This is a genomic window from Williamsia sp. Y712, assembly GCF_059445525.1.
The window spans coordinates 209,849-229,187 of record NZ_JCAIUN010000003.1; the positions used below are offsets into that span (position 1 = coordinate 209,849).

18 protein-coding genes are annotated in these 19,339 nt (G+C 64.2%); 12 read left to right on the forward strand and 6 right to left on the reverse strand.

The features are described from left to right. Positions 1-7: 7 nt before the first annotated feature. Positions 8-2,044, reverse strand: coding sequence for a DNA/RNA non-specific endonuclease (locus tag AC1D75_RS20265; RefSeq protein ID WP_495517128.1), 2,037 nt, complete (start codon positions 2,042-2,044; stop codon positions 8-10). Positions 2,045-2,278: 234 nt separating this feature from the next. On the opposite strand from AC1D75_RS20265, the gene AC1D75_RS20270 reads away from it, so the two are divergent. Next, entirely contained in the window at positions 2,279-2,647 is a 369-nt protein-coding gene (locus tag AC1D75_RS20270) for a YciI family protein (RefSeq protein ID WP_495517129.1), read from the forward strand. A gap of 42 nt (positions 2,648-2,689) precedes the next feature. Then, the gene (locus tag AC1D75_RS20275; RefSeq protein WP_495517661.1) at positions 2,690-3,895 is read left to right on the forward strand and encodes an RNA polymerase sigma factor; all 1,206 of its coding nucleotides are present in this window, start codon (positions 2,690-2,692) and stop codon (positions 3,893-3,895) included. Here AC1D75_RS20275 and AC1D75_RS20280 read toward each other — a convergent pair. After that, complete coding sequence (locus tag AC1D75_RS20280; protein WP_495517130.1) at positions 3,888-5,081, reverse strand: oxidoreductase; 1,194 nt, start codon at positions 5,079-5,081, stop codon at positions 3,888-3,890. The two genes, AC1D75_RS20275 and AC1D75_RS20280, sit on opposite strands and share 8 nt — an antisense overlap. Positions 5,082-5,258: 177 nt before the next feature. On the opposite strand from AC1D75_RS20280, the gene AC1D75_RS20285 reads away from it, so the two are divergent. From AC1D75_RS20285 to AC1D75_RS20305, 5 genes are all read left to right on the forward strand, one after another. Beyond that, positions 5,259-5,426, forward strand: a complete 168-nt coding sequence (locus AC1D75_RS20285; protein WP_495517131.1) for a hypothetical protein — start codon at positions 5,259-5,261, stop codon at positions 5,424-5,426. A 96-nt stretch (positions 5,427-5,522) separates the two neighbouring features. Continuing rightward, positions 5,523-6,908, forward strand: a complete 1,386-nt coding sequence (gene lpdA / locus AC1D75_RS20290) for a dihydrolipoyl dehydrogenase (protein ID WP_495517132.1) — start codon at positions 5,523-5,525, stop codon at positions 6,906-6,908. A 6-nt stretch (positions 6,909-6,914) separates the two neighbouring features. After that, positions 6,915-7,823, forward strand: coding sequence for a DNA-3-methyladenine glycosylase family protein (locus tag AC1D75_RS20295; RefSeq protein WP_495517133.1), 909 nt, complete (start codon positions 6,915-6,917; stop codon positions 7,821-7,823). A 226-nt stretch (positions 7,824-8,049) separates the two neighbouring features. Further along, on the forward strand, positions 8,050-8,514 hold the full coding sequence (locus AC1D75_RS20300) for a hypothetical protein (RefSeq protein ID WP_495517134.1): 465 nt from the start codon (positions 8,050-8,052) through the stop codon (positions 8,512-8,514). Between the two features lie 35 nt (positions 8,515-8,549). Next, positions 8,550-10,652 (forward strand): RecQ family ATP-dependent DNA helicase, encoded by a 2,103-nt coding sequence (locus AC1D75_RS20305; protein WP_495517135.1) that lies wholly within the window; start codon positions 8,550-8,552, stop codon positions 10,650-10,652. Positions 10,653-10,722: 70 nt separating this feature from the next. Here the strand turns inward: AC1D75_RS20305 and AC1D75_RS20310 are convergent, their stop codons facing one another. Together AC1D75_RS20310 and AC1D75_RS20315 are read right to left on the reverse strand one after the other, a co-directional pair. Continuing rightward, the gene (locus AC1D75_RS20310; protein ID WP_495517136.1) at positions 10,723-11,295 is read right to left on the reverse strand and encodes a GNAT family N-acetyltransferase; all 573 of its coding nucleotides are present in this window, start codon (positions 11,293-11,295) and stop codon (positions 10,723-10,725) included. Between the two features lie 11 nt (positions 11,296-11,306). Continuing rightward, positions 11,307-12,749, reverse strand: a complete 1,443-nt coding sequence (locus AC1D75_RS20315; protein WP_495517137.1) for an amidase — start codon at positions 12,747-12,749, stop codon at positions 11,307-11,309. Positions 12,750-12,820: 71 nt separating this feature from the next. On the opposite strand from AC1D75_RS20315, the gene AC1D75_RS20320 reads away from it, so the two are divergent. Next, positions 12,821-13,564, forward strand: a complete 744-nt coding sequence (locus AC1D75_RS20320) for a FadR/GntR family transcriptional regulator (protein WP_495517138.1) — start codon at positions 12,821-12,823, stop codon at positions 13,562-13,564. Next, positions 13,554-14,228 (forward strand): sterol desaturase family protein, encoded by a 675-nt coding sequence (locus tag AC1D75_RS20325; RefSeq protein WP_495517139.1) that lies wholly within the window; start codon positions 13,554-13,556, stop codon positions 14,226-14,228. Before AC1D75_RS20320 ends, AC1D75_RS20325 begins: the two co-directional genes overlap by 11 nt. Positions 14,229-14,234: 6 nt before the next feature. Here the strand turns inward: AC1D75_RS20325 and AC1D75_RS20330 are convergent, their stop codons facing one another. Beyond that, positions 14,235-15,152, reverse strand: coding sequence for an AraC family transcriptional regulator (locus tag AC1D75_RS20330; protein ID WP_495517140.1), 918 nt, complete (start codon positions 15,150-15,152; stop codon positions 14,235-14,237). Positions 15,153-15,315: 163 nt separating this feature from the next. Here AC1D75_RS20330 and AC1D75_RS20335 point away from each other — a divergent pair, with 163 nt between their 5' ends. Then, positions 15,316-16,398, forward strand: a complete 1,083-nt coding sequence (locus tag AC1D75_RS20335; protein ID WP_495517141.1) for an aldo/keto reductase — start codon at positions 15,316-15,318, stop codon at positions 16,396-16,398. 8 nt (positions 16,399-16,406) lie between these two features. On the opposite strand, the gene AC1D75_RS20340 is transcribed toward AC1D75_RS20335, so the two are convergent. Beyond that, positions 16,407-16,937 carry a carboxymuconolactone decarboxylase family protein gene (locus AC1D75_RS20340; RefSeq protein WP_495517142.1) on the reverse strand — a complete coding sequence of 177 codons (531 nt, stop codon included), beginning with the start codon at positions 16,935-16,937 and terminating at the stop codon, positions 16,407-16,409. Between the two features lie 187 nt (positions 16,938-17,124). Between AC1D75_RS20340 and AC1D75_RS20345 the strand changes: the two genes are divergently transcribed. Both AC1D75_RS20345 and AC1D75_RS20350 read left to right on the forward strand, forming a co-directional pair. Next, on the forward strand, positions 17,125-18,543 hold the full coding sequence (locus AC1D75_RS20345; protein WP_495517662.1) for an ABC transporter permease subunit: 1,419 nt from the start codon (positions 17,125-17,127) through the stop codon (positions 18,541-18,543). Then, a complete protein-coding gene (locus tag AC1D75_RS20350) occupies positions 18,540-19,334 on the forward strand; it encodes an amino acid ABC transporter ATP-binding protein (protein WP_495517143.1) in 795 nt (264 codons plus the stop codon). Before AC1D75_RS20345 ends, AC1D75_RS20350 begins: the two co-directional genes overlap by 4 nt. The last annotated feature ends 5 nt before the right edge of the window (positions 19,335-19,339 follow it).

Here is a 19,339-nt window from a genome sequence, read left to right on the forward strand (position 1 = left end):
TCTCCGATCAGAGGATGAGGTCTGCTGTGCGGATGAGTTCTCGTGCGGTGTGCGAGCTTTCGACGTGCTCCAGCGGATCGGCGCCGATGTAGGCACTCAGGTCGAGGCCGGATACTCCTGCGATCCTGCGGACCGGGACCTGGTAGGTACGGTACGCCCCAAAGGCAAAAGCTTCAGGCGCGGTGGCGAATTCGTCCAGAAGTGCTTCCTGGCTGAGGAGGTAGCCGGTGGCCGACAGTGTCCCGTCGTCCTTGACCATCGTCGCGACCTTCCAGAACTGTTTGGGCAGCTTGAATCCGCGATACGACGGGTCGTCATCGGCGAACACCGGGCCGGTGAGAACGTTCACCTTGATTTCGTTGTTCTGGGCGCTACGCAGCAGGTAGTCCTCCAGACCCACCCACAATGTTCTGCCCGCATTGAAATCGTGGTGTTGCGGGGTGCAATTGGTGAAGTGAAAGGTGTCGTCATTGGCAGCTTTTGCCTGCGGACCCCACGCCGGATCGAGGCGCCTTACCAGGTGCCCTCGGTCGAGTGGGTTGTCACGGTAGAGGGCTTCCTCGGTCTGTTCCTCGGCGGCGATACGCGGATCACGAATCCACCGGTCCGACTCACGGGGTGGATCGTTCGCCTGGCCGCCGTCGATGTTGACGGCCGTGAACAACGCCATCCGCCGTGGACGATTCATCACCACGCTGAAGTGGTGGTACCGAAGTTCTTGAGAAGCAACCGGTTTGATGGCTTCGGTCAGTACCGGCAGCGGTACCGGCCGGGTCAGGAATCCGGGGTCGTAGCCGCGACGGGTGCTGTAGTCGGGGTCGATGGACACCGCCTCGGTGCCGGTGCCGGTGCCGGTGTTCACGGTGCCCACATCGGCCCGGATCGTCGTGGCGGTGCCGTTGAGATGCACGGTGATCTCCACCGGCACCTGGATCGTCGTGGCGGTGTTCGCAGAATGCGCCTCGCCGCGGCCCGGTTCGCTCTCTCCGTCGCTGCGCGCAGGCGACGATGACACCCCGTCGCCGAGCAGCGCGCCCACGAGTGCCGTCTGCTCGGCCGTCAGGGGTTGTGATCGCAGATAGGCCAGGATGTTGCTGACCCGGACCCCCTCGTTCAGGTAGCCGCCGAACCGGGTCTGCTCGGGGGCGGGCACGCTGGCGTGATGCAGTGCAACGACTTCCCACTGGTCGTTGAAGACAGGGGAGCCCGATGACCCGGGTTCGGTGTCTGCGGAGTAGTGGACAAATCCCTCGGGGATGTCGACGAGTTTGTTCTCGCGCAACACGATCTGCTTCTTGCGGCCGCCGGGATGTTGAACGATGGTGACGGATTCGCCGACGATCACCGTGCCCTGTGCGGAGGTGAGCCGGTTGTAGCCGAATGTCGCCAGCTCCGGTGCCGGGGCGTCGACGGCAACCAATGCGAAATCACGTTGGCGGTCGGCCAGGAAGAAGCGGTCGGGGGCAAAGCCGAATGATGTGCCGGACAGTGGAACACCGCCGGGCCCGTCCTGGTAGTTGAACTCGATCTGACTCGTGCGGGCCGTGTCGGCGTCCGGCAGCACATGGTGATTGGTCAAGAGCAGCGATGGGGTGACGAGGAATCCGGTGCCGTGCCCACTTGGCCGACCTGTCCTGACTCCGATGTTCACGCGACCAACCGACCGCGATGAGATCACACCTTCGTCGAGGTATCGGATGCTGAGGAAGTCAGGCGAGTTGATGATCTTCTCGAGATTGGCACCCTTTATGTCGAGGGCGTCAGCTGCCCGGTCCACACCCCTGGCGATGGTGGGTTCGGGTGTCAGGGGTGCTGAGTCGGGAGCGTAGTAGCGAGTGATCCGGGCCAGGCGATTGGTGATCCGGGCCGCCGAATCCGCGTCGGCGAGGCGACCCTGCGACATGGCGTCCTCGTTGCCGCTGCGTTTGCCCTGTCGCTCCGCGATTCTTCGCGCGGCGGCATCGGTCTGAAGTCGGTTTTCGGAGTCGAATGCGGTCAGGTGTGATTGCGTGAGCTCATCGGACTGCGTCTGGACGATCGTCATGGCATGTCCTCGTCGGGTTCTGGTCCAGGATCTTCGCTTGCTTCGAGGTGGTGGCGTGCTTCGAGAATCCCGTGATCCCGCGGTCGGGGCACGCGTAGTCCGCTACTCGAATCCGTGGCCGGGCACTACGCGATCTCTTTCGAGGAAACGTCGAATTGTGGGCTCGTCAATCGTCATCACCGTGATGGACCGCCAGATGCGGCCCACAATGGATGAGATGTGAGGAGCCAGACGATGCGATACGCACTACTTCTGAACAACCGGGAGCCCGCAGAGGGTGAGATCTCCGCCGACGACATCGCCCAGATGCAGGAAGCATTCGGGGTCTACGGCAATGCTCTGGCCTCAGCCGGAGTGCTCGTTGCCGGGGAGATCCTGCAACCGGTGGCGGCCACGACGACGGTGACCCGGAGAGACGGCAGCCTGCAGATCCAGGACGGTCCTTTCGCCGACACGAAGGAGGCCTTGGCTGGGGTGTTCGTGATCGACGTGCCCGACCTGGACGCCGCGCTGGCGTGGGCCGAGAAATGCCCGGGGACCCAGTACGGCGTGATCGAAGTGCGACCGGTCGGGATCTCGTTGGTGGACGGGCGCTGGGTCTGAACAGTGCCCGAGTCCAGGGCGCAGGTGGACGTGCGGGCGGCGATGACCGCGCGCACGTCCTACGGCCGGTTGCTGGCGTTGCTGGCTGCCGCCGACGGTGATGTGCAGGCAGCCGAAGACGCGCTGGCCGATGCTTTCGAGCGGGCCCTGACATGGTGGCCGCGCGTAGGGGTGCCCGACAACCCGGACGGGTGGATCCTCGCGGTCGCCCGCAATCGGCAACGGGATCGGTGGAAATCTGCGGCCCACCGCAATTCGGTTGTGCTGGAGCCTGATCGCCATGCCGGCGTGCACCTCGATGGTGTCGATCCCGACGCCATCGGGGACAAACGCCTGGCACTGATGCTGGTGTGTGCGCACCCTGCCATCAACCCGGCTGTGCACACCCCGCTGATGTTGAACACGGTGGTCGGTTTCACCGCCGAACAGATCGGCCGGGCACTGGCGATACCCACTGCGACGATGGCGGCGCGTCTGGTTCGTGCAAAACGCCGGATCAAACAGGCGGGCATACCATTCCGGATTCCGGACCGGACCGTGCTTGCCGAAAGGATGCCGGCCGTCGCCGAAGCCGTCTACGGCACTTTTGCCATCGATTGGCACAGCAGCGGAACGCAGCGCAGAGATGGTCTGACCACCGAGGCGCTGTATCTGGCCGAGACGCTGGCCGAACTGGCACCGGCCGAAGCGCGGGAGATCTCGGCCGAGGCGCACGGACTCGCGGCCCTGATCTGCCTGTCAAATGCCCGGCTGCCTGCCCGCTACAGCTCGGACGGGGCCCTGGTCCCGCTGGCCGAACAGGATGTGAGGCGGTGGGATGGCGGGCTCATCGAACGTGGTCAGGAGCACTTGCGCACCGCGCACAGTTGCGGTGTACTCGGGCGCTTTCAACTCGAGGCCGCGATCGAGTCGGTGCATATCGCCCGTCGGGAGTTGGGGACCACCGATTGGTGGGTCCTGCGTGATCTTTACCGGCTACTCGACACGGTCGCACCGACACTGGGCAGCACTGTCGCACTGGCCGCGGTGACGGCGGAGGTCGACGGCCCGGCGGCCGGGTTGGACTTACTCGATGCGATCGCGGACCGGACCGGCCATTTTCAGCCGGCCTGGAGCACTCGCGCACACCTGCTCGGGCAACTCGGCAGAACACCCGAGGCCCGGGATGCGTTCGCCAAGGCCATCTCTCTGACCACGGACCCGGCACAGCGCCAGGATCTCGAACGTCGGTGCCGCGAACTCAGCTGACGGCCTCGGCTTCGGAGACCTCGCCGGTGCGGACCGGGCAGCGGGTACGCGAATAGATGGTCGGCATGCACAGGTTGCAGTGCACGCATTTGGAGACCGTTGTCGGGTCGGCCTCGATGCGCAGAATAAGGTCGGGCTCGCGAAGAAGCGCCCGGCCCATGGCAACGAAGTCGAAGCCTTCGGCCAGCGCCAGATCCATCGATGCACGATCGGTGATGCCGCCCAACAGGATCAGCGGCATCGACACCGCTTCACGCAACTGGCGCGAGAGGGGCAGCAGGTAGGCGGGCTCGTAGTCGTACTTCTTCAGGAAGAACGGGGCAACCGCTTTGAGGCCCCAGCGCATCACGCCGTGGAAGGCATCGGAGAACTCTTTGCGCGGTACCTCGCCGTGGAACAGGTACATCGGGTTGAGCAGCGAACTGCCCGCGGTCGGTTCGATGGCATCGAGATAACCGTCGGACTCGAACATGCGGCCGACCTCACACGCCTCGTCGACACCGAAGGAACCCGGGAAGCCGTCGTACATGCTCAGTTTGGCCCAGATCGCCACATCGTCGCCGACCTCGTCGCGGACGGCTTCGGCGATCTCGCGGCAGAACCGCGCCCGGTTGACCAGCGATCCGCCGTACTCGTCGTGGCGGCGATTCAGCAATGGGCTCAGAAAACAGCTGGCCAGATAGTTGTGACCGAAGTGGAGTTCTAGTCCGTCGAAACCGCTGTCGACCGCGAGCCGGGCGGCCCGCCGGTACTTCAGCACAGAGTCGGCGATGTCGTCGGTGGTGAGCTTTTTACACAGCGCCATGCCCATCGGAGCCGGAATGCGGGACGGGGCATGGGCTTTGGCGTGATTGGAGATGGAGTTCGCAACCGGACCGGCATGCCCGAGCTGAGCCGCGGCGAGGGCACCCTCGGCGTGAATGGCCTCGGTCAGGTCGATCAGACCGGGCACGGCCTCCGGGCGCATCCAGATCTGATGGCGGTCGGTGCGGCCTTCCGGCGAGATCGCGCAGTAGGCGACGGTGTTCATCGCGACACCACCGGCGGCAACCTCTCGGTGGAACTCGATGAGTTCGGGTGTCACCAGCGCATCAGGTGTTGCCCCCTCAAACGTGGCGCATTTGATGATCCTGTTGCGGAGTTTGAGCGGACCGAGGGACGCGGGGGCAAACGGTGTGGGCTGCACTCTGCTGAGGGTATCTCCCAATCGACCTGCGAACAAGAACAGGTTCTAGTTCTGGCGGACTGGTGATTCCATCCGACGGGGGGTGGGTGACGAATAGCGCGTAAAGGTCCGATTCGCCGCGGCGTATCGCCGTCGCTGCCTGCGGTGGTCGCGGACTGCAGAGGCAAGGGGTGCACCATGAAAGCGCAGCACAAGCAGCATCTTCGACCCTGTGATCGTGACTGTGACGGTTTGCTCGAAGCCCTGCCTGCCGACCCCGACGCCCAGGAGTTCGCCGATGGTGGTGGTGGGTACGCCGGGCTGATGGCGCCGCCGGATCGGTGGCTGTGGATCCCGGCTGGATGATCGTTGATCAGTCACTACGTGTCGTTCATGTGAATCACGCTCTGGCTAGGGGGTATCTGTCAGCACGCCGAAGTGCAGCGACGTAGGGTAGAGCGCGTGGCTGAACACTTTGACACTGTTGTCCTTGGCGGAGGTCCGGGAGGTTACGTCGCCGCGATCCGGTCGGCGCAACTCGGGGCTAAAACCGCCGTAATCGAAGAGAAGTACTGGGGCGGTGTCTGCCTGAACGTGGGCTGCATCCCGTCCAAGGCGTTGCTGCGCAACGCCGAGCTGGCGCATATCTTCAACCATCAGGCGAAGACCTTCGGCATGTCGGGGGATGTGACCTTCGACTTCGGTGCTGCGTTTGATCGCAGTCGCTCGGTCGCGGACCGGATGGTCAAGGGTGTCCACTTCCTGATGAAGAAGAACAAGATCACCGAGATCGACGGGTTCGGCGAGTTCGTCGGGCCCAAGACGATCAAGGTCGGCGATCAGGAGATCACGTTCGACAACGCGATCATCAGTACCGGCTCGGTGGTCAAGCTTCTGCCCGGCGTCGAATTGTCCGACAACGTCGTCACCTACGAGGACCAGATCCTCACCCGTGAACTCCCCGGCTCGATCGTGATCGTCGGCGCAGGCGCCATCGGCATGGAGTTCGGCTACGTCCTGGCCAACTACGGGGTCGACGTCACCATCGTCGAGTTCCTCGACCGCGTGCTTCCGAACGAAGACAAGGACGCGTCGAAGGACCTGGCCAAGGCCTACAAGAAGCTCGGCATCAAGATCCTCACCTCCACCAAGGTGCAGTCGATCGATGACCAGGGTTCGAAGGTCGTGGTCAAGTACGTCGACGCCAAGGACAACGCCGGTGAGCTCACGGTCGACAAGGTCCTCATGTCGGTGGGCTTCGCTCCGCGCGTCGAAGGCTTCGGCCTCGACAAGACCGGCGTCGAGCTGACCGATCGCGGCGCGATCGCGATCGATGATCACATGCGGACCAACGTCGACGGCATCTACGCGATCGGTGACGTCACCGCGAAGCTGATGCTCGCCCACGTGGCCGAGGCGCAGGGCGTCATCGCTGCCGAGACCATCGGCGGAGCCGAGACGATGGTCATCGACGACTACCGGATGATGCCGCGGGCGACGTTCTGTCAGCCGCAGGTTGCTTCCTTCGGTCTCACCGAGGATCAGGCCAATGACGAGGGCTACGACGTGAAGGTCACCACCTTCCCGTTCTCCGCCAACGGCAAGGCACACGGCCTCGGCGAACCCACCGGTTTCGTCAAGCTCATCACCGACAAGGCCAACGACGAACTGCTCGGCGGACACCTGGTCGGCGACAACGTCTCCGAGATGCTGCCCGAGCTGACGCTGGCACAGAAGTGGGACCTGACGGCCAAGGAACTGGCCCGCAACGTCCACACCCATCCGACGATGAGTGAGGCCATGCAGGAAACCTTCCATGGCGCCATCGGTCACATGATCAACCTGTAGATTTTCATGACCGATGAAGGGCCCGGCGACAATTCGCCGGGCCCTTCATTCATTTCTCGGCTGTGGACACCGCCCGGACCAGTGGATCTGCGGGCCACGTTGGGTCTGCATCGTCGCGGTAGTGGTGATCCGTCCACGAGATTCGCGCCGAACGGTTCCATCTGGCGCGCGATTCACACCCCGGATGGGCCTGGGACGCTTGCAGTTTCGCATCACGGCGCCGAGGTGTTGGGGCGGGCGTGGGGACCCGGCGGTCCGTGGCTGCTTGAACACCTGCCGACAATGCTCGGCAGTCAGGACAACCCGGAGGAGTTCGTGGCCCATCACGACGTCATCGCAAAGCTCGCGCGTCAAGGACGAGGGCTGCGCATCGGACGCACCGATCGGGTCTGGGAGTCGCTGGCGGCCGGGGTTCTCGAACAGAAGGTGACCGGCGCCGAGGCGTGGCGGTCCTGGCGGTACATCCTGAAAAAGTATGGGGAACCGGCACCGGGTGCTCCGAGTATGAGAGTGCCACCGCCGCAACAGGTGTGGCGTGAGATCCCGCAATGGGAATGGCATGCCAGCGGTGCCGAACCGGCGCGACGCCGGACGATCGTCTCCGCAGCCGGCTACGACGTGGAACGCAAGGCCGATCGATTGCATCTCCTGCGCGGAATCGGGCCGTGGACTGCGGCGCAGACCAGGGTGCGAGCGGTCGGGGACGCCGATGCGGTGCCGGTGGGCGACTTTCACTATCCGTCCATGGTCGGCGGTGCGCTCATCGGTAAACGGGTCGACGACGACGGGATGCTCGAGCTTCTCGAACCCTATTCCGGCCATCGCTATCGCGTGATCCGTCTGATCGAGTTGTACATGCCGATGCCCGCCCGCCGGGCACCCAGGATGCCGACCCGCGACTATCGAGACCTCTGAATCGGGACAGACGCAGTAAACGGTATCTCGCCCGGCTCCAGTCTGTCCTTGTGTCGGCTCTGTCGTTTCCGCTGCTGGTGTTGTGGTTCTATCTGATGTACCTGCCCCGGGCGCGACAACTCGCGCCACCGGAGGTGGTGGTGGTGAATCCGCGCCGCCGATGTCCTGGTCAAGGCCAGCCATTTGTCGGTTGTCTTCGGGCAGCTGTGCTTGTGACGCTGGTTCTGTGATCAAACGACCTCAGAACACCGTGGAGTTCCGGGTGTTGGCGTGCGTGGTGGCGATCCTGTGCGCAGCCTTCGCCGGTCTGCACTTCGCGTGGGCGTCGGGGTGGCGCACCGGCCTGCCGGTCGATGCCACACTGCTCGCGGGTCGGCCGTTGTTTCTGGCCTACGAAATTGTCACCGGGGCCCTGCTGCTCGCCGCAGCCGTCATATGCGTCCTGGTCTGCCTGGCGGAGCTGCCCGGCCGTTGGCATCGCCTTGCGACGCTGTTGGTGCTGGTCGGAAGCGAAATCGCAGTGATGCGCGGGTTGGCCGCCTCGATCTTCGACATGTCTGCGGTGTCCAGTGACGCGCACGTGCATCTGGCCGGAGTGCTGGCGAATGTGTCGTTCGTCGTGATCGGTATCTGCGGACTCGTGATCTGGCGGGTCATGGCAGGTGACCGTCGTTCGCTCGCATGCCGCTGACGACCCTTGTCGGGGTGGCAGGGCACCATGGGCACATGACCACTGGAATCACCGCCACCCGCGAGCAGGCTCAGACCATCCTCGAGCAACTGGCCGGACCGGGCGCCACGTTGCGCGACGACCAGTGGACCGCGATCGAGGCATTGGTTGTTCAACGACGACGGGCGCTGGTGGTACAGCGGACCGGCTGGGGCAAGTCGGCGGTGTATTTCATCGCCGCCAAGCTGCTGCGTGCCGAAGGTCGCGGCGCGACCGTCATCGTGTCGCCGCTGCTTGCGCTGATGCGCAACCAGGTCGCCTCGGCCGAACGGGCCGGGGTGAAAGCGGCGACCATCAACTCGGGAAATGTCACCGAGTGGGACGACATCCATGAGCGCGTGAACAGTGGCGATCTCGACGTTCTGCTCGTCAGCCCCGAGCGGCTCAACAATCCGGACTTCCGCGACAACGTACTGCCGGCACTGGCCGCGGATGCCGGTTTGGTGGTGGTCGATGAGGCGCACTGCGTATCCGATTGGGGTCACGACTTCCGCCCCGACTACCGCCGGATCCGGACGCTTGTCGCCGAACTCGGGACCGACGTGCCGGTGCTCGCCACCACGGCGACCGCCAATGACCGGGTTGTCGACGACGTGGCGGCGCAGCTCGGTGTCGGCGGCGGCGACACACTTGTGTTGCGCGGCGGACTCGATCGGGAATCGCTGCATCTGTCGGTGGTGAAGGTTCCGACGTCGGCTGAACGGGTGGCATGGCTTGCGGCCCATATCGATTCGATCGAGGGGTCGGGCATCATCTATACCCTCACGGTGTCCGCGGCTCGTGACGTCGCGACCCTGCTCAACGATCTCGGACACAAGGTCGCCGCGTACACCGGTGCCACCGATTCGGGCGAGCGGGAGCAGCTCGAAGCTGACCTGATGGCCAACCGGGTCAAAGCGCTGGTCGCCACCTCCGCGCTCGGTATGGGTTTTGACAAGCCCGACCTCGGCTTTGTCATCCATCTCGGGGCTCCGTCGTCGCCGATCGCCTATTACCAGCAGGTCGGCCGTGCCGGCCGCTCGACGGCCAGCGCCGAGGTGATCTTGCTGCCGGGAAGTGAGGACCAGGAGATCTGGCGGTACTTCGCGTCGGTGGCATTCCCTTCGGAAACGTTGGTACGCAGGGTGATCGAGGTTCTGGATTCCGATAGGGCGCAGTCCACCCAGGCACTCGAACCGCTGGTCGACCTCGGTCGCTCACGACTCGAGATGGTTCTCAAAGTGCTCGACGTCGATGGTGCGGTCAAGCGGGTCAAGGGTGGCTGGATCGGGACGGGTCAGCCATGGGCGTATGACGAGGCCCGCTATGAGAAGCTCGAGATGGCCCGAAAGCGCGAACAGCAGGCGATGCTCGACTACCAGAACACCCCCAACTGTCGGATGGTGTTCCTGCGTGCTCAGCTCGACGATCCCGATCTGATCCCCGACAGCAAATGCGGTCGATGCGACAACTGTGCGGGCCAACGGTATTCGGCAACGGTCGACGGCAAGTCGCTGGACGCGGCGCGCGAACAGTTGCAGCGTCCCGGTGTCGAGCTGGCACCCCGCAAGCAGTGGCCGACGGGTATGAAGAAGCTGGGTGTCGAACTGTCGGGCAAGATCTCGGATGGACCCTCGACGGGCCGCGTGATCGGTCGACTCAGTGACCTCGGATGGGGTACCCGATTGCGCCGATTGCTGGATGAGCCCGACGCGCCTGCTCCCGAAGAGGTTGTGCGCGCCGCGGTGGCGGTTCTCGCCGCGTGGCCGTGGCAGACGCGGCCGACTGCAATCATGGGGCTGGATTCGGACTCGCATCCGATCCTGATCGGGTCCGTGGTCGATCGGCTGTCCGAACTGGGACGTCTGACCAATCTCGGGACATTGCGTTACTCACCAGAACACCGACCGGTGACGGCCGCCAACTCGGCGTATCGGGTGGCCGGCCTGGCAAACGCATGGAATGATCCCGACCCGGCGACCGTTGCCGCGCTCACCGGACCGGTGCTCCTGGTCGACGACCTTGCCGATACCGGGTGGACATTGACCATGGCGGCTCGGCAGCTACGCCGCGCCGGAGTCTCGGAGGTACTGCCGTTCGCGCTGGCGAGCACGAACTGAGGTCTATCTGAGCGACTGCTTCGATCACTGACCACCGTCATGCCGGACGTTGAGTCGCCGGGCTGAGCTATCAGCGCAGGTCGAGCCGCATCAGGACTCTGGGGTGGCCGGCCAACACCGAGGTGGTGTCGGCGGCGTGGCTGAACCCGGCGCGCTCGAAGTTCTTCCGGATCCCGGCGTACGCCATCGTCAGGTCGACCTTGGCACCACCGTTGTCGAGCGGGTATGCCTCGATCACCGGTGCGCCGTGGGCGCGGGCGAACTCGACCGCGCCGGCAATCAGGGCGTGAGAGATCCCCTTTTTGCGATGACCGGGACGGACGCGGATACACCACAGCGACCAGACCGGCAGGTCGTCAACGCAAGGGATCCTACGGCTGCGTGCGAAGGAGGTGTCCGAGCGTGGCGCCACGGCCGCCCAACCGACCGGCTCGTCACCGTCATAGGCGAGCACCCCGGGCGGGGGCTCGGCTCGGCACAGCTCGGCGACGTACTCACCGCGGGCAGACCCGCGAAGCTCGTTGTTGAGCTTGGACGGGATCCGGTAGCTCAGGCACCAGCAGACGTTGGCCCCCGGTGACTTCGGGCCGACCAGGGTACGGACATCGGAGAAGGCTGAAGCCGGACGAACTTCGATGGTCATGGTGCGCGGGCCTAGAGAGCTCGGTACGCAGTCGAGCGCTCCTGGTCTTGGATCCTGGCGAAGGGTTTGGCCGCTTCGAGTTCGAACGCGAGCTCGAGCAGGGTGCGCTCGTCGCCGTGTGCTGCCGAGAAGTGGACGCCGATGGGTAGTCCCGTCCGGGTGCGACCCATGGGCAGTGAGATCGCCGGGCTGCCGGCGGCATTGTTCAGCGGCGTGAAGCTGACGTAGTTGACCAGACGCGGGAACATCACGTCGAAACCCAGTGCGGGCGAGAGGAATCCGAGTTCAGGTGTGGTGTGGCCCAGCACGGGGGAGAGCACCACGTCGAGGTCGGAGAATGCCGCCCGGTATTGCTTCTCGCTGCGCTTGAGCCCGCGGATCGACGCCGGCGTCAGCCAGGGGCGTCGCAGGAAGTCACGGGCCAATCCCGCCGTGAGTGGATCGAGCTCGCGTCTGTCGAACCTGTCACCGGTGACCTGTTTGCCGAAGTACTTCATGGAGAACGCCATCATTGCCCAGTAGTGCACGAAGTCGCGGACAAACGTCTGGTCGGTGGGCACGGCGATCTCCGAGACCTCATGGCCGAGTGACTCCAGCAGTTCCGCGGTCTGCACGACGGCAGTCTTGGTCTCGCTGTCGGTCGGATCCCCGACGATGGAGTTGAGGACCAGACCGACCCGCAGCCGACGGTCCGACGGGCCGTGGACGGACCCGATCGGGGGTAGTTTCTTTGCAGGCCGGTACTTCTCGATGGCGGCAACGAATGCGGCGGTATCACGCACCGTTCGGGTCAGGGCGCCGTTGGAAATGATGTCGATCGGCATCGCCTTGCCCTGTATCGACTGGACTTCGCGGCCGCGCGTCATCTTCAGGCCGACCAATCCGCAGGCCGCAGCCGGAATCCGGATCGAGCCGCCGCCGTCGTTGGCATGCGCGATCGGCACCACGCCCGCGGCCACGAGTGCCGCCGAACCACCGGACGACGCACCCGAGGAGTAGCCGGTGTGCCAAGGGTTCCGGGTGGGTGGCGCAGAGACGAATTCCGTGGTGGCGTTGAAGCCGAACTCGGGTAGACGCGTTTTGCCGAGCATCGTCATACCGGTCGACAGGTATTGGTCGACGTACGGTTCGTTGGCCGCTTTCGGTGTCGGTCGGACCGCTCGCGAGCCGGATGCGGTAGGCAGGCCGGCGACGTGACTGTTGTCCTTGATGGCCGTGGGGACACCGGCAAACACCCCGGTCGCCGGTGTTCTCGCTGCTGCCAAAGCCCGGTCGAAGTCCTTGATGACCAGCGCATTGAGGTCTGGTTCGACAGTTTCGGCGCGGGCGATCGCCGCGGCGGCGGCTTCGTCGGCGCTGATCTCACCGGCCGCGATGGCGGCCGCCAATGACACCGCATCGTGCTCGCCCAGTGCATCGTCGGTGAAAGCGTGGACGTGGGTGCGGTCGGCCATGCGCTTACGGTACTGCAGATGATTGGTAAGACCACTTGACCTCTTACCGCTGACGGTTCTACCGTCGAAGCATGCCGTTCCAGCCGATCGAACACCGCAGCGTCCCCGAGGACGTCTTCGAGCAGATCATCGAAGGCGTTCTCAGTGGTGATCTGGCTCCCGGTCAGTCGTTGCCGAGCGAACGCGAACTCGCGCGGGTGCTCGGTGTGTCACGGCCTGCGGTGCGGGAGGCGTTGAAGCGGGTGGCCGCTGCCGGCCTTGTCACGATCAGGCAGGGTGATGGCACCACGGTCCGGGATGTGCGGAAGTTCGGTGGCCTCGACCTGTTGCCCCGCCTGCTCATCAGGCAGGGCGAACTCGATGTGTCAGTGGCCCGTTCGGTCATCGAGGCCAGGGCCCACATCGGGCCCAAGGTGGCCGAGTTGGCGGCGCTACGTGCGAACAGCACTCAAATCGCTGCCGTGCGCGAGGCCGCGACCAGGCTCGCCGATCTGGTCGACCCCATCGAACAACAGGTTGTCGCGCTGGACTTCTGGGACGCGTTGGTGGACGGCGCGGATTCGATTGCGTTCCGTTTGATGTACAACACGATGCGGGCGGCGTACGAACCTGCGCTCCCGGCGCTGGCGGGTGCGTTGTCGGCGGAGGTCGGGAATTCCGATGGCTATCGCGCGATAGTCGCCGCCGTTGAACGACGCGATCCGAACGCGGCGGCCCGCGCCGCGACCGTTCTGCTCGAACCCGCCACCACAACTCTGATGTCGGCGTTCACCGAGATGGAAGACCTGCTCCGGGAGGCCCCCGATGGTGACTGAACAAGCGGCGCCGAGGCGCAGGGATCGCCGGAAGGTCTCGCTATGGAGCGCGTTTGGTGAGTTCGTCGGGTACCCGTCACCGTGGATGATCATCGTCTTCCTGGGTGCGTCGGCTATCGCCCGTATTCTGGTCGGTGATTTCGCCTGGACCGATGCGCTCGTCCCGGTGGTGATGATCGTTTCATTCCCGTTTGCGGAGTGGGTGATTCACGTCTGCATCCTGCACTGGCGACCCCGGACCGTCGCCGGCCTGAAGATCGACACCCTGCTGTCGCGCAAACACCGCGAGCACCACAACAATCCGCGCGACGTCCCGCTGATCTTCATTCCCTGGCAAGTGCTCTGTCTCATATTGCCGGTGGCGATCGCGCTCGGCCTGTTTGCCTTCGGCAGAACGGGATTGGGTTTGACGTTCATGGTGACCCTCGGGTTTCTCGGGTTGATCTACGAGTGGACGCACTACCTGATCCACACCGACTACAAACCCAGGAGTCGCCTCTACCGGGCGGCCTGGCGACATCACCGATTCCACCACTACAAAAACGAGCACTACTGGTTCACTGTGACCACCGCGGGAACCGCAGATCGACTTCTCGGTACGAATCCCGATCCGGAGTCCGTCGAGAAGTCGCCGACAGCGAAGGATCTTCACGCGACGAGTTGACCCCCATCACGGGAGACGGCGGCCGTCATGAGCGATATCCAGTGCGCGAAGGCGTTTGGCGTCTTGGCCGGGTGGTGCACCGAACATTCGTCGGTACTCGCGGTTGAACTGCGTCGGGCTGTCATATCCGACGAGATGGGCTATCCCGGTGACGTCGCCGGCATCGGCGAGCAACAGGGTGCGCGCCTCCTGTAGGCGGATGTTCTTCTGGAACTGGAGCGGACTCATCGCCGTGATGGCCCGAAAGCGCCGATGAAACGTCGACGTGCTCATCCCGGCCATGCCTGCCAGGTCGCAGATGCGCACCGGTTCTGCATAGTTTCCACGGATCCATCTGATGGCGTGGTTGATGTGGGCGAGGTCGCTGTCTGGCAACCCGATCTGGCGTACCGCATCGGCGTGCGGACCGGTGAGTAGGCGCCAGAGGATTTCCTGCTCTATCAATGGTGCCAGGACTTGGGCATCCGAAGGGCGATCGAGCAGTCGCAACATCCGGACCACCGCATCCAGCAACACCGGCTGGGCCTCGCTGGTGGTGATCGCCGGCCTGCCGGTCTTGTTGCGCCCCCAGGCCTCGGCCGGGGTCTGCAGCAACAGCGGGGCGATACTGCCCGGACGTAGCCTCAGGCCGACACCAAGCGCGGGAGTGCGCGCACTCGCGCCGATGAAGTGGCCCGTGACCGGAAGGTCTGCAGTCACGACCAGGCACTGACCGGCATGGTACTCGAATACCTTCTCGCCCAGCAAGAGTCGTTTACCGCCCTGGGCCATCACCACCAAAAGCGGCTCGGTCAGTGAATGGTCCGGTGTGGCAGTGTCGACCCTGGACAGCAGCAACCCATCGATCGTGGTTCGCATGTCGGACCGCGCTGCCGCTTCAATGCGTTGGCAGATCTCGGCCAGGAGTCCGGCGGATTCGTCCATGCCCAACACAAGCATCCCGGAGGCGGCTCAGGCAACCTATTTCAGGCACATCCGGCAGGATTGGGCAAGACTGGGAGAGGATTGATCTACCGTCGCGGTGGCAATCGGAGTTCAGTGGAGAGTGACCGGATTGCAGCATTTCCAACAGGATTCAGGAGTCACCATGTCACTCGACCACTACGTCACACTGGGCCGCTCAGGGCTGCGCGTCAGCCCATTTGCGCTCGGAGCCATGACCTTCGGTGAGGATCCGGGAGGCGCCGGGTGCAGCGTCGAAGAGTCCGAGAAGATCCTCTCGACCTATCTGGACCTGGGGGGCAACTTCATCGACACCGCGAACTTCTACACCAATGGCCACTCAGAGGCGATACTCGGCGACTACTTCGCGTCCCGTCCCGGACAACGCGATCGGGTGGTGTTGGCGTCGAAGTTCTTCACCAATCTCCATCCCGGTGATCCCAACGGCGGGGGTGCCGGCCGCGCATCGATCATCGCCCAGCTCGATGAGAGCCTGCGACGTATGAAGACCGATCGCCTCGACATGTACTGGTTGCACAATTGGGACCGGAACACTCCGATCGAGGAAACCCTGCGCACCCTCGACGACCTGGTGCGGGCCGGCAAGATCCGATACATCGGGTTCTCGAATACCCCGGCGTGGGTAACCGCTCAGGCGCAGGTGATGTCCATGCTCAAAGGTTGGACGCCCCTGATCGCGCTGCAGGTCGAGTACTCCTTGCTGGCGCGGACCGTAGAGGGTGAGATCGCGCCGCTCGCAGCGGATATGGGGATGGCACTGGTGCCGTGGAGCCCACTCAAAAACGGCTTTCTGTCCGGCAAATACCGCCGTGGCACGGAGGTCCTCGATTCGGTCCGCGCCGTCTTTGTCGGTGGTCCAAGCGAGGAGGAGTTCGAGGTGATCGACACCGTTGTTGCGGTCGCGGACGAGTTGGGGACCAGTGCATCTGCCGTATCGCTGGCCTGGTTACGCGGGCGCATCGGCACCGTCGTGCCGATCATCGGTGCTCGGCGGATCGAGCACCTCACCGGCAACCTGGCCGCCCTCGAGTTGTCCCTGACGGCGGAGCAGATCCAGCGCCTCGATGCAGTGTCCGAGCCGATCTTGAATTACCCGGCCCAGGTGAACGGCGCGGTGCGGGCGATGCTCCAGTTCGGTGGCGCCACCGTGGACGGTGAGCCATCCACGGCCTACCCGCCACTGGCGCTCAGCGATAGCCGCTATTGATGAAGTACTCAGAAGTCTCGTTGGATCCGCAGGGCTCCGATGGTGGTGGCGAGGGAATCGTATTGTCCGACAAGGAGGACGAACTCGATCAGCTGACGCTCGTCGAGGTGGGAGGTCAGGTCCTTCCAGGTGGCATCGCTCAGGTCCTTGGTGCCCACCAACTCGTCGACGCCGCGGAGCAAGGCCTCGTCAACCCCGGACCAGCCCGCCTCGGGGCCCTGAAGTAGCCGTGAGAACTCGGCCTCGTCGATACCGGCCCGCCGGCCGAGCCGCTTGTGATGGTCGAGCTCGTACTGACAGTTGCGCAGATGGGCGGTCCGGATGATCACCATTTCGGCGTGGTGCCGAGAAAGTCTGCCGAACGGCATCATCCGGCTCGAGAAATGCAGCCATCCCCGGAACAGGCCCTTGGCCCGCCCCAGCGTCGAAAAGATGTGCGCGTCCGGCACTCCGATGACGCGGGCGGCCCCGCGGCTGAACACCCAGTTGAAGGGCCCGAGCTGACGGAAATTCCCGGGGTCGATGCGTGGTGTGGTCACCTCTGCCAACCTAGCGGAAGGAGTGTTGAGTAACGCCGGATCACCACCGCTCGCCGTACCCGGGCGCCGACCGCACCCGCCTCAGGCCCGGCGCGTCGGTGGTGGCCTTCCCCGACCTGCTCGTTGGGGGACTAAAGTCCTATCAGTGCGTCGGATACTGATCGTGTTCGTGGGTGTGCTCGCCGCGATGTCGGTGCTGGCGAGTTGCGGCGGTGACGACGGCACCGGGATTGACCGACTCAAGGAGTCGGGCGTGCTGCGGGTGGGGACCGAGGGTACGTACCCGCCGTTCAGCTACCACGACCCGGCCACCGGCCAACTCGTCGGCTACGACGTCGACGTGGCGAAGGCGGTCGCCGAGAAGATGGGTCTCCGGGTCGAATTCGTCGAGACCCCATGGGATTCCATTTTCGCGGCACTGGAATCCGACCGGTTCGACGTGGTCGCCAACCAGGTCACGATCACCGACGAACGCAAGGCGAAATACGATCTGTCGACGCCGTATGCGATCGGTGAAGGCGTGATCGTGACGAGGGCGGACGACAACTCGATCACCTCGCTTGCCGATCTCAAGGGCAAGACCACGGCGCAGTCCGAGACCAGCAACTGGGCGCAGGTGGCGCGGGATGCCGGAGCCAACGTCGAGTCGGTCGAGGGTTTCACCCAGGCCATCAAGCTGCTCAACCAAGGGCGGATACAGGCAACGGTGAACGACAGCCTGTCCGTTCTCGCCTATCAGGCGACCACCGGTGACACCAGCATCAAGATCGCGGCGAACATCGGGGAGAAGAGCGAGCAGGCCTTCGCGGCACGCAAAGACAGTGGGCTGATCGACGAAATCGACGCGGCGCTCGAAGAGCTCAAGAGTGACGGCACCCTCGCGGCGATCTCCCAGGCCTATCTGGATGCCAATGCCGCAGGCACGTCGGAGCCGAAGACCGCGCCCAGTACGTGGGAACTGATTGCGGACAACCTGTGGCCGATGGCCAAGGCCACCATCACCGTGACCATCCCGTTGACCGCGATCAGCTTCTTCTTCGGTTTGATCATCGCGCTCGGTGTGGCGTTGGCGCGGATGTCCAAGAATCGGGCGTTGTCGTCAGTCGCGCGGGTCTACATCTCGTTGATTCGCGGTACCCCGCTGTTGGTCCAGCTTTTCATCATTTTTTATGCGCTCCCGGAACTGAACATCCTCATCGATCCGTTCCCGGCAGCGGCAATCGCCTTCAGTCTCAACGTCGGTGGTTATGCCGCCGAGATCATCAGATCGGCCATCAGCAGTGTTCCGAAGGGGCAGTGGGAGGCCGCCGAGACGATCGGCATGAGCTATCCGGTCGCGTTGCGGCGCATCATCTTGCCGCAGGCGCTTCGCACCGCGGTCCCACCGCTGTCGAACACGTTGATCTCGCTGGTCAAGGACACCTCGCTGGCCTCGACGATCCTGGTGACAGAACTGCTGCGCACCGCCCAGATCGCGGCAGCGCCGACCTTCGAGTTCTTCGCCCTGTACGGGACCGCGGCCCTGTACTACTGGGTTGTGTGCCTCGTATTGTCATCGGTACAGGGCCGCATCGAGATCCGACTGGATAGGTACGTGGCGAAATGACCGAAACTCCTGGACCCCCGCCGAAACCCACCGGCGAGACGGGCAACCTCGTGACCGTGACCGGTCTGCAGAAATCGTATGGCGACAACCACGTGTTGCGCGGCATCGACTTCACCGTCCGGGCCGGTTCGGTGACCACGATCATCGGTCCGTCGGGGTCGGGCAAGACAACGATCTTGCGCTCGCTCAATGCCCTCGACGTGCCGGATGGCGGGCAGATCACCATCGGCGATGTTTCCGTCGACTTCGACAAACCGGTACCCAAGGCGCAACTCGTCAAATACCGCGCGCAGTCGGGCATGGTCTTTCAGGGTCACAACCTGTTTCCACACAAGGCGGTGCTGGAGAACGTCATCGAGGGTCCGGTGATCGTCCAGAAGCGACCACGCGCGGAGGCCGTCGCTGAAGCCGAGGCGCTACTGACCCAGGTCGGTCTGTCCGACAAACGGGACCAGTACCCGCATCAACTCTCCGGGGGACAACAACAGCGCGTGGGGATCGCCCGGGCGCTGGCGCTCAAACCCACGCTGATGCTGTTCGACGAACCGACGTCCGCGCTGGATCCCGAACTCGTCGGGGAGGTCCTCGGGGTCATGAAAGACCTTGCCACCCAGGGCTGGACGATGATCGTGGTGACTCACGAGATCCACTTCGCGCAGAAGGTCGCCGACCAGGTGTTGTTCGTCGACGGCGGCATCGTGCTGGAACAGGGTCCGCCGGCCGAGATCCTCGCCGAACCGAAACACCAACGGACAAAACAGTTTCTACGCCGGATCCTCGACCCGGTCTAGCCGCC

What these genes read in the sequence shown, in the direction of transcription:
- AC1D75_RS20265 (WP_495517128.1), bottom strand. Translation starts at nt 2,044, where the DNA reads ATGACGATCGTCCAGACGCAGTCCGATGAGCTCACGCAATCACACCTG.
- AC1D75_RS20270 (WP_495517129.1), top strand. Translation starts at nt 2,279, where the DNA reads ATGCGATACGCACTACTTCTGAACAACCGGGAGCCCGCAGAGGGTGAG.
- AC1D75_RS20275 (WP_495517661.1), top strand. Translation starts at nt 2,690, where the DNA reads ATGACCGCGCGCACGTCCTACGGCCGGTTGCTGGCGTTGCTGGCTGCC.
- AC1D75_RS20285 (WP_495517131.1), top strand. Translation starts at nt 5,259, where the DNA reads ATGAAAGCGCAGCACAAGCAGCATCTTCGACCCTGTGATCGTGACTGT.
- AC1D75_RS20295 (WP_495517133.1), top strand. Translation starts at nt 6,915, where the DNA reads ATGACCGATGAAGGGCCCGGCGACAATTCGCCGGGCCCTTCATTCATT.
- AC1D75_RS20305 (WP_495517135.1), top strand. Translation starts at nt 8,550, where the DNA reads ATGACCACTGGAATCACCGCCACCCGCGAGCAGGCTCAGACCATCCTC.
- AC1D75_RS20310 (WP_495517136.1), bottom strand. Translation starts at nt 11,295, where the DNA reads ATGACCATCGAAGTTCGTCCGGCTTCAGCCTTCTCCGATGTCCGTACC.
- AC1D75_RS20315 (WP_495517137.1), bottom strand. Translation starts at nt 12,749, where the DNA reads ATGGCCGACCGCACCCACGTCCACGCTTTCACCGACGATGCACTGGGC.
- AC1D75_RS20320 (WP_495517138.1), top strand. Translation starts at nt 12,821, where the DNA reads ATGCCGTTCCAGCCGATCGAACACCGCAGCGTCCCCGAGGACGTCTTC.
- AC1D75_RS20325 (WP_495517139.1), top strand. Translation starts at nt 13,554, where the DNA reads ATGGTGACTGAACAAGCGGCGCCGAGGCGCAGGGATCGCCGGAAGGTC.
- AC1D75_RS20330 (WP_495517140.1), bottom strand. Translation starts at nt 15,152, where the DNA reads ATGGACGAATCCGCCGGACTCCTGGCCGAGATCTGCCAACGCATTGAA.
- AC1D75_RS20335 (WP_495517141.1), top strand. Translation starts at nt 15,316, where the DNA reads ATGTCACTCGACCACTACGTCACACTGGGCCGCTCAGGGCTGCGCGTC.
- AC1D75_RS20345 (WP_495517662.1), top strand. Translation starts at nt 17,125, where the DNA reads ATGTCGGTGCTGGCGAGTTGCGGCGGTGACGACGGCACCGGGATTGAC.
- AC1D75_RS20350 (WP_495517143.1), top strand. Translation starts at nt 18,540, where the DNA reads ATGACCGAAACTCCTGGACCCCCGCCGAAACCCACCGGCGAGACGGGC.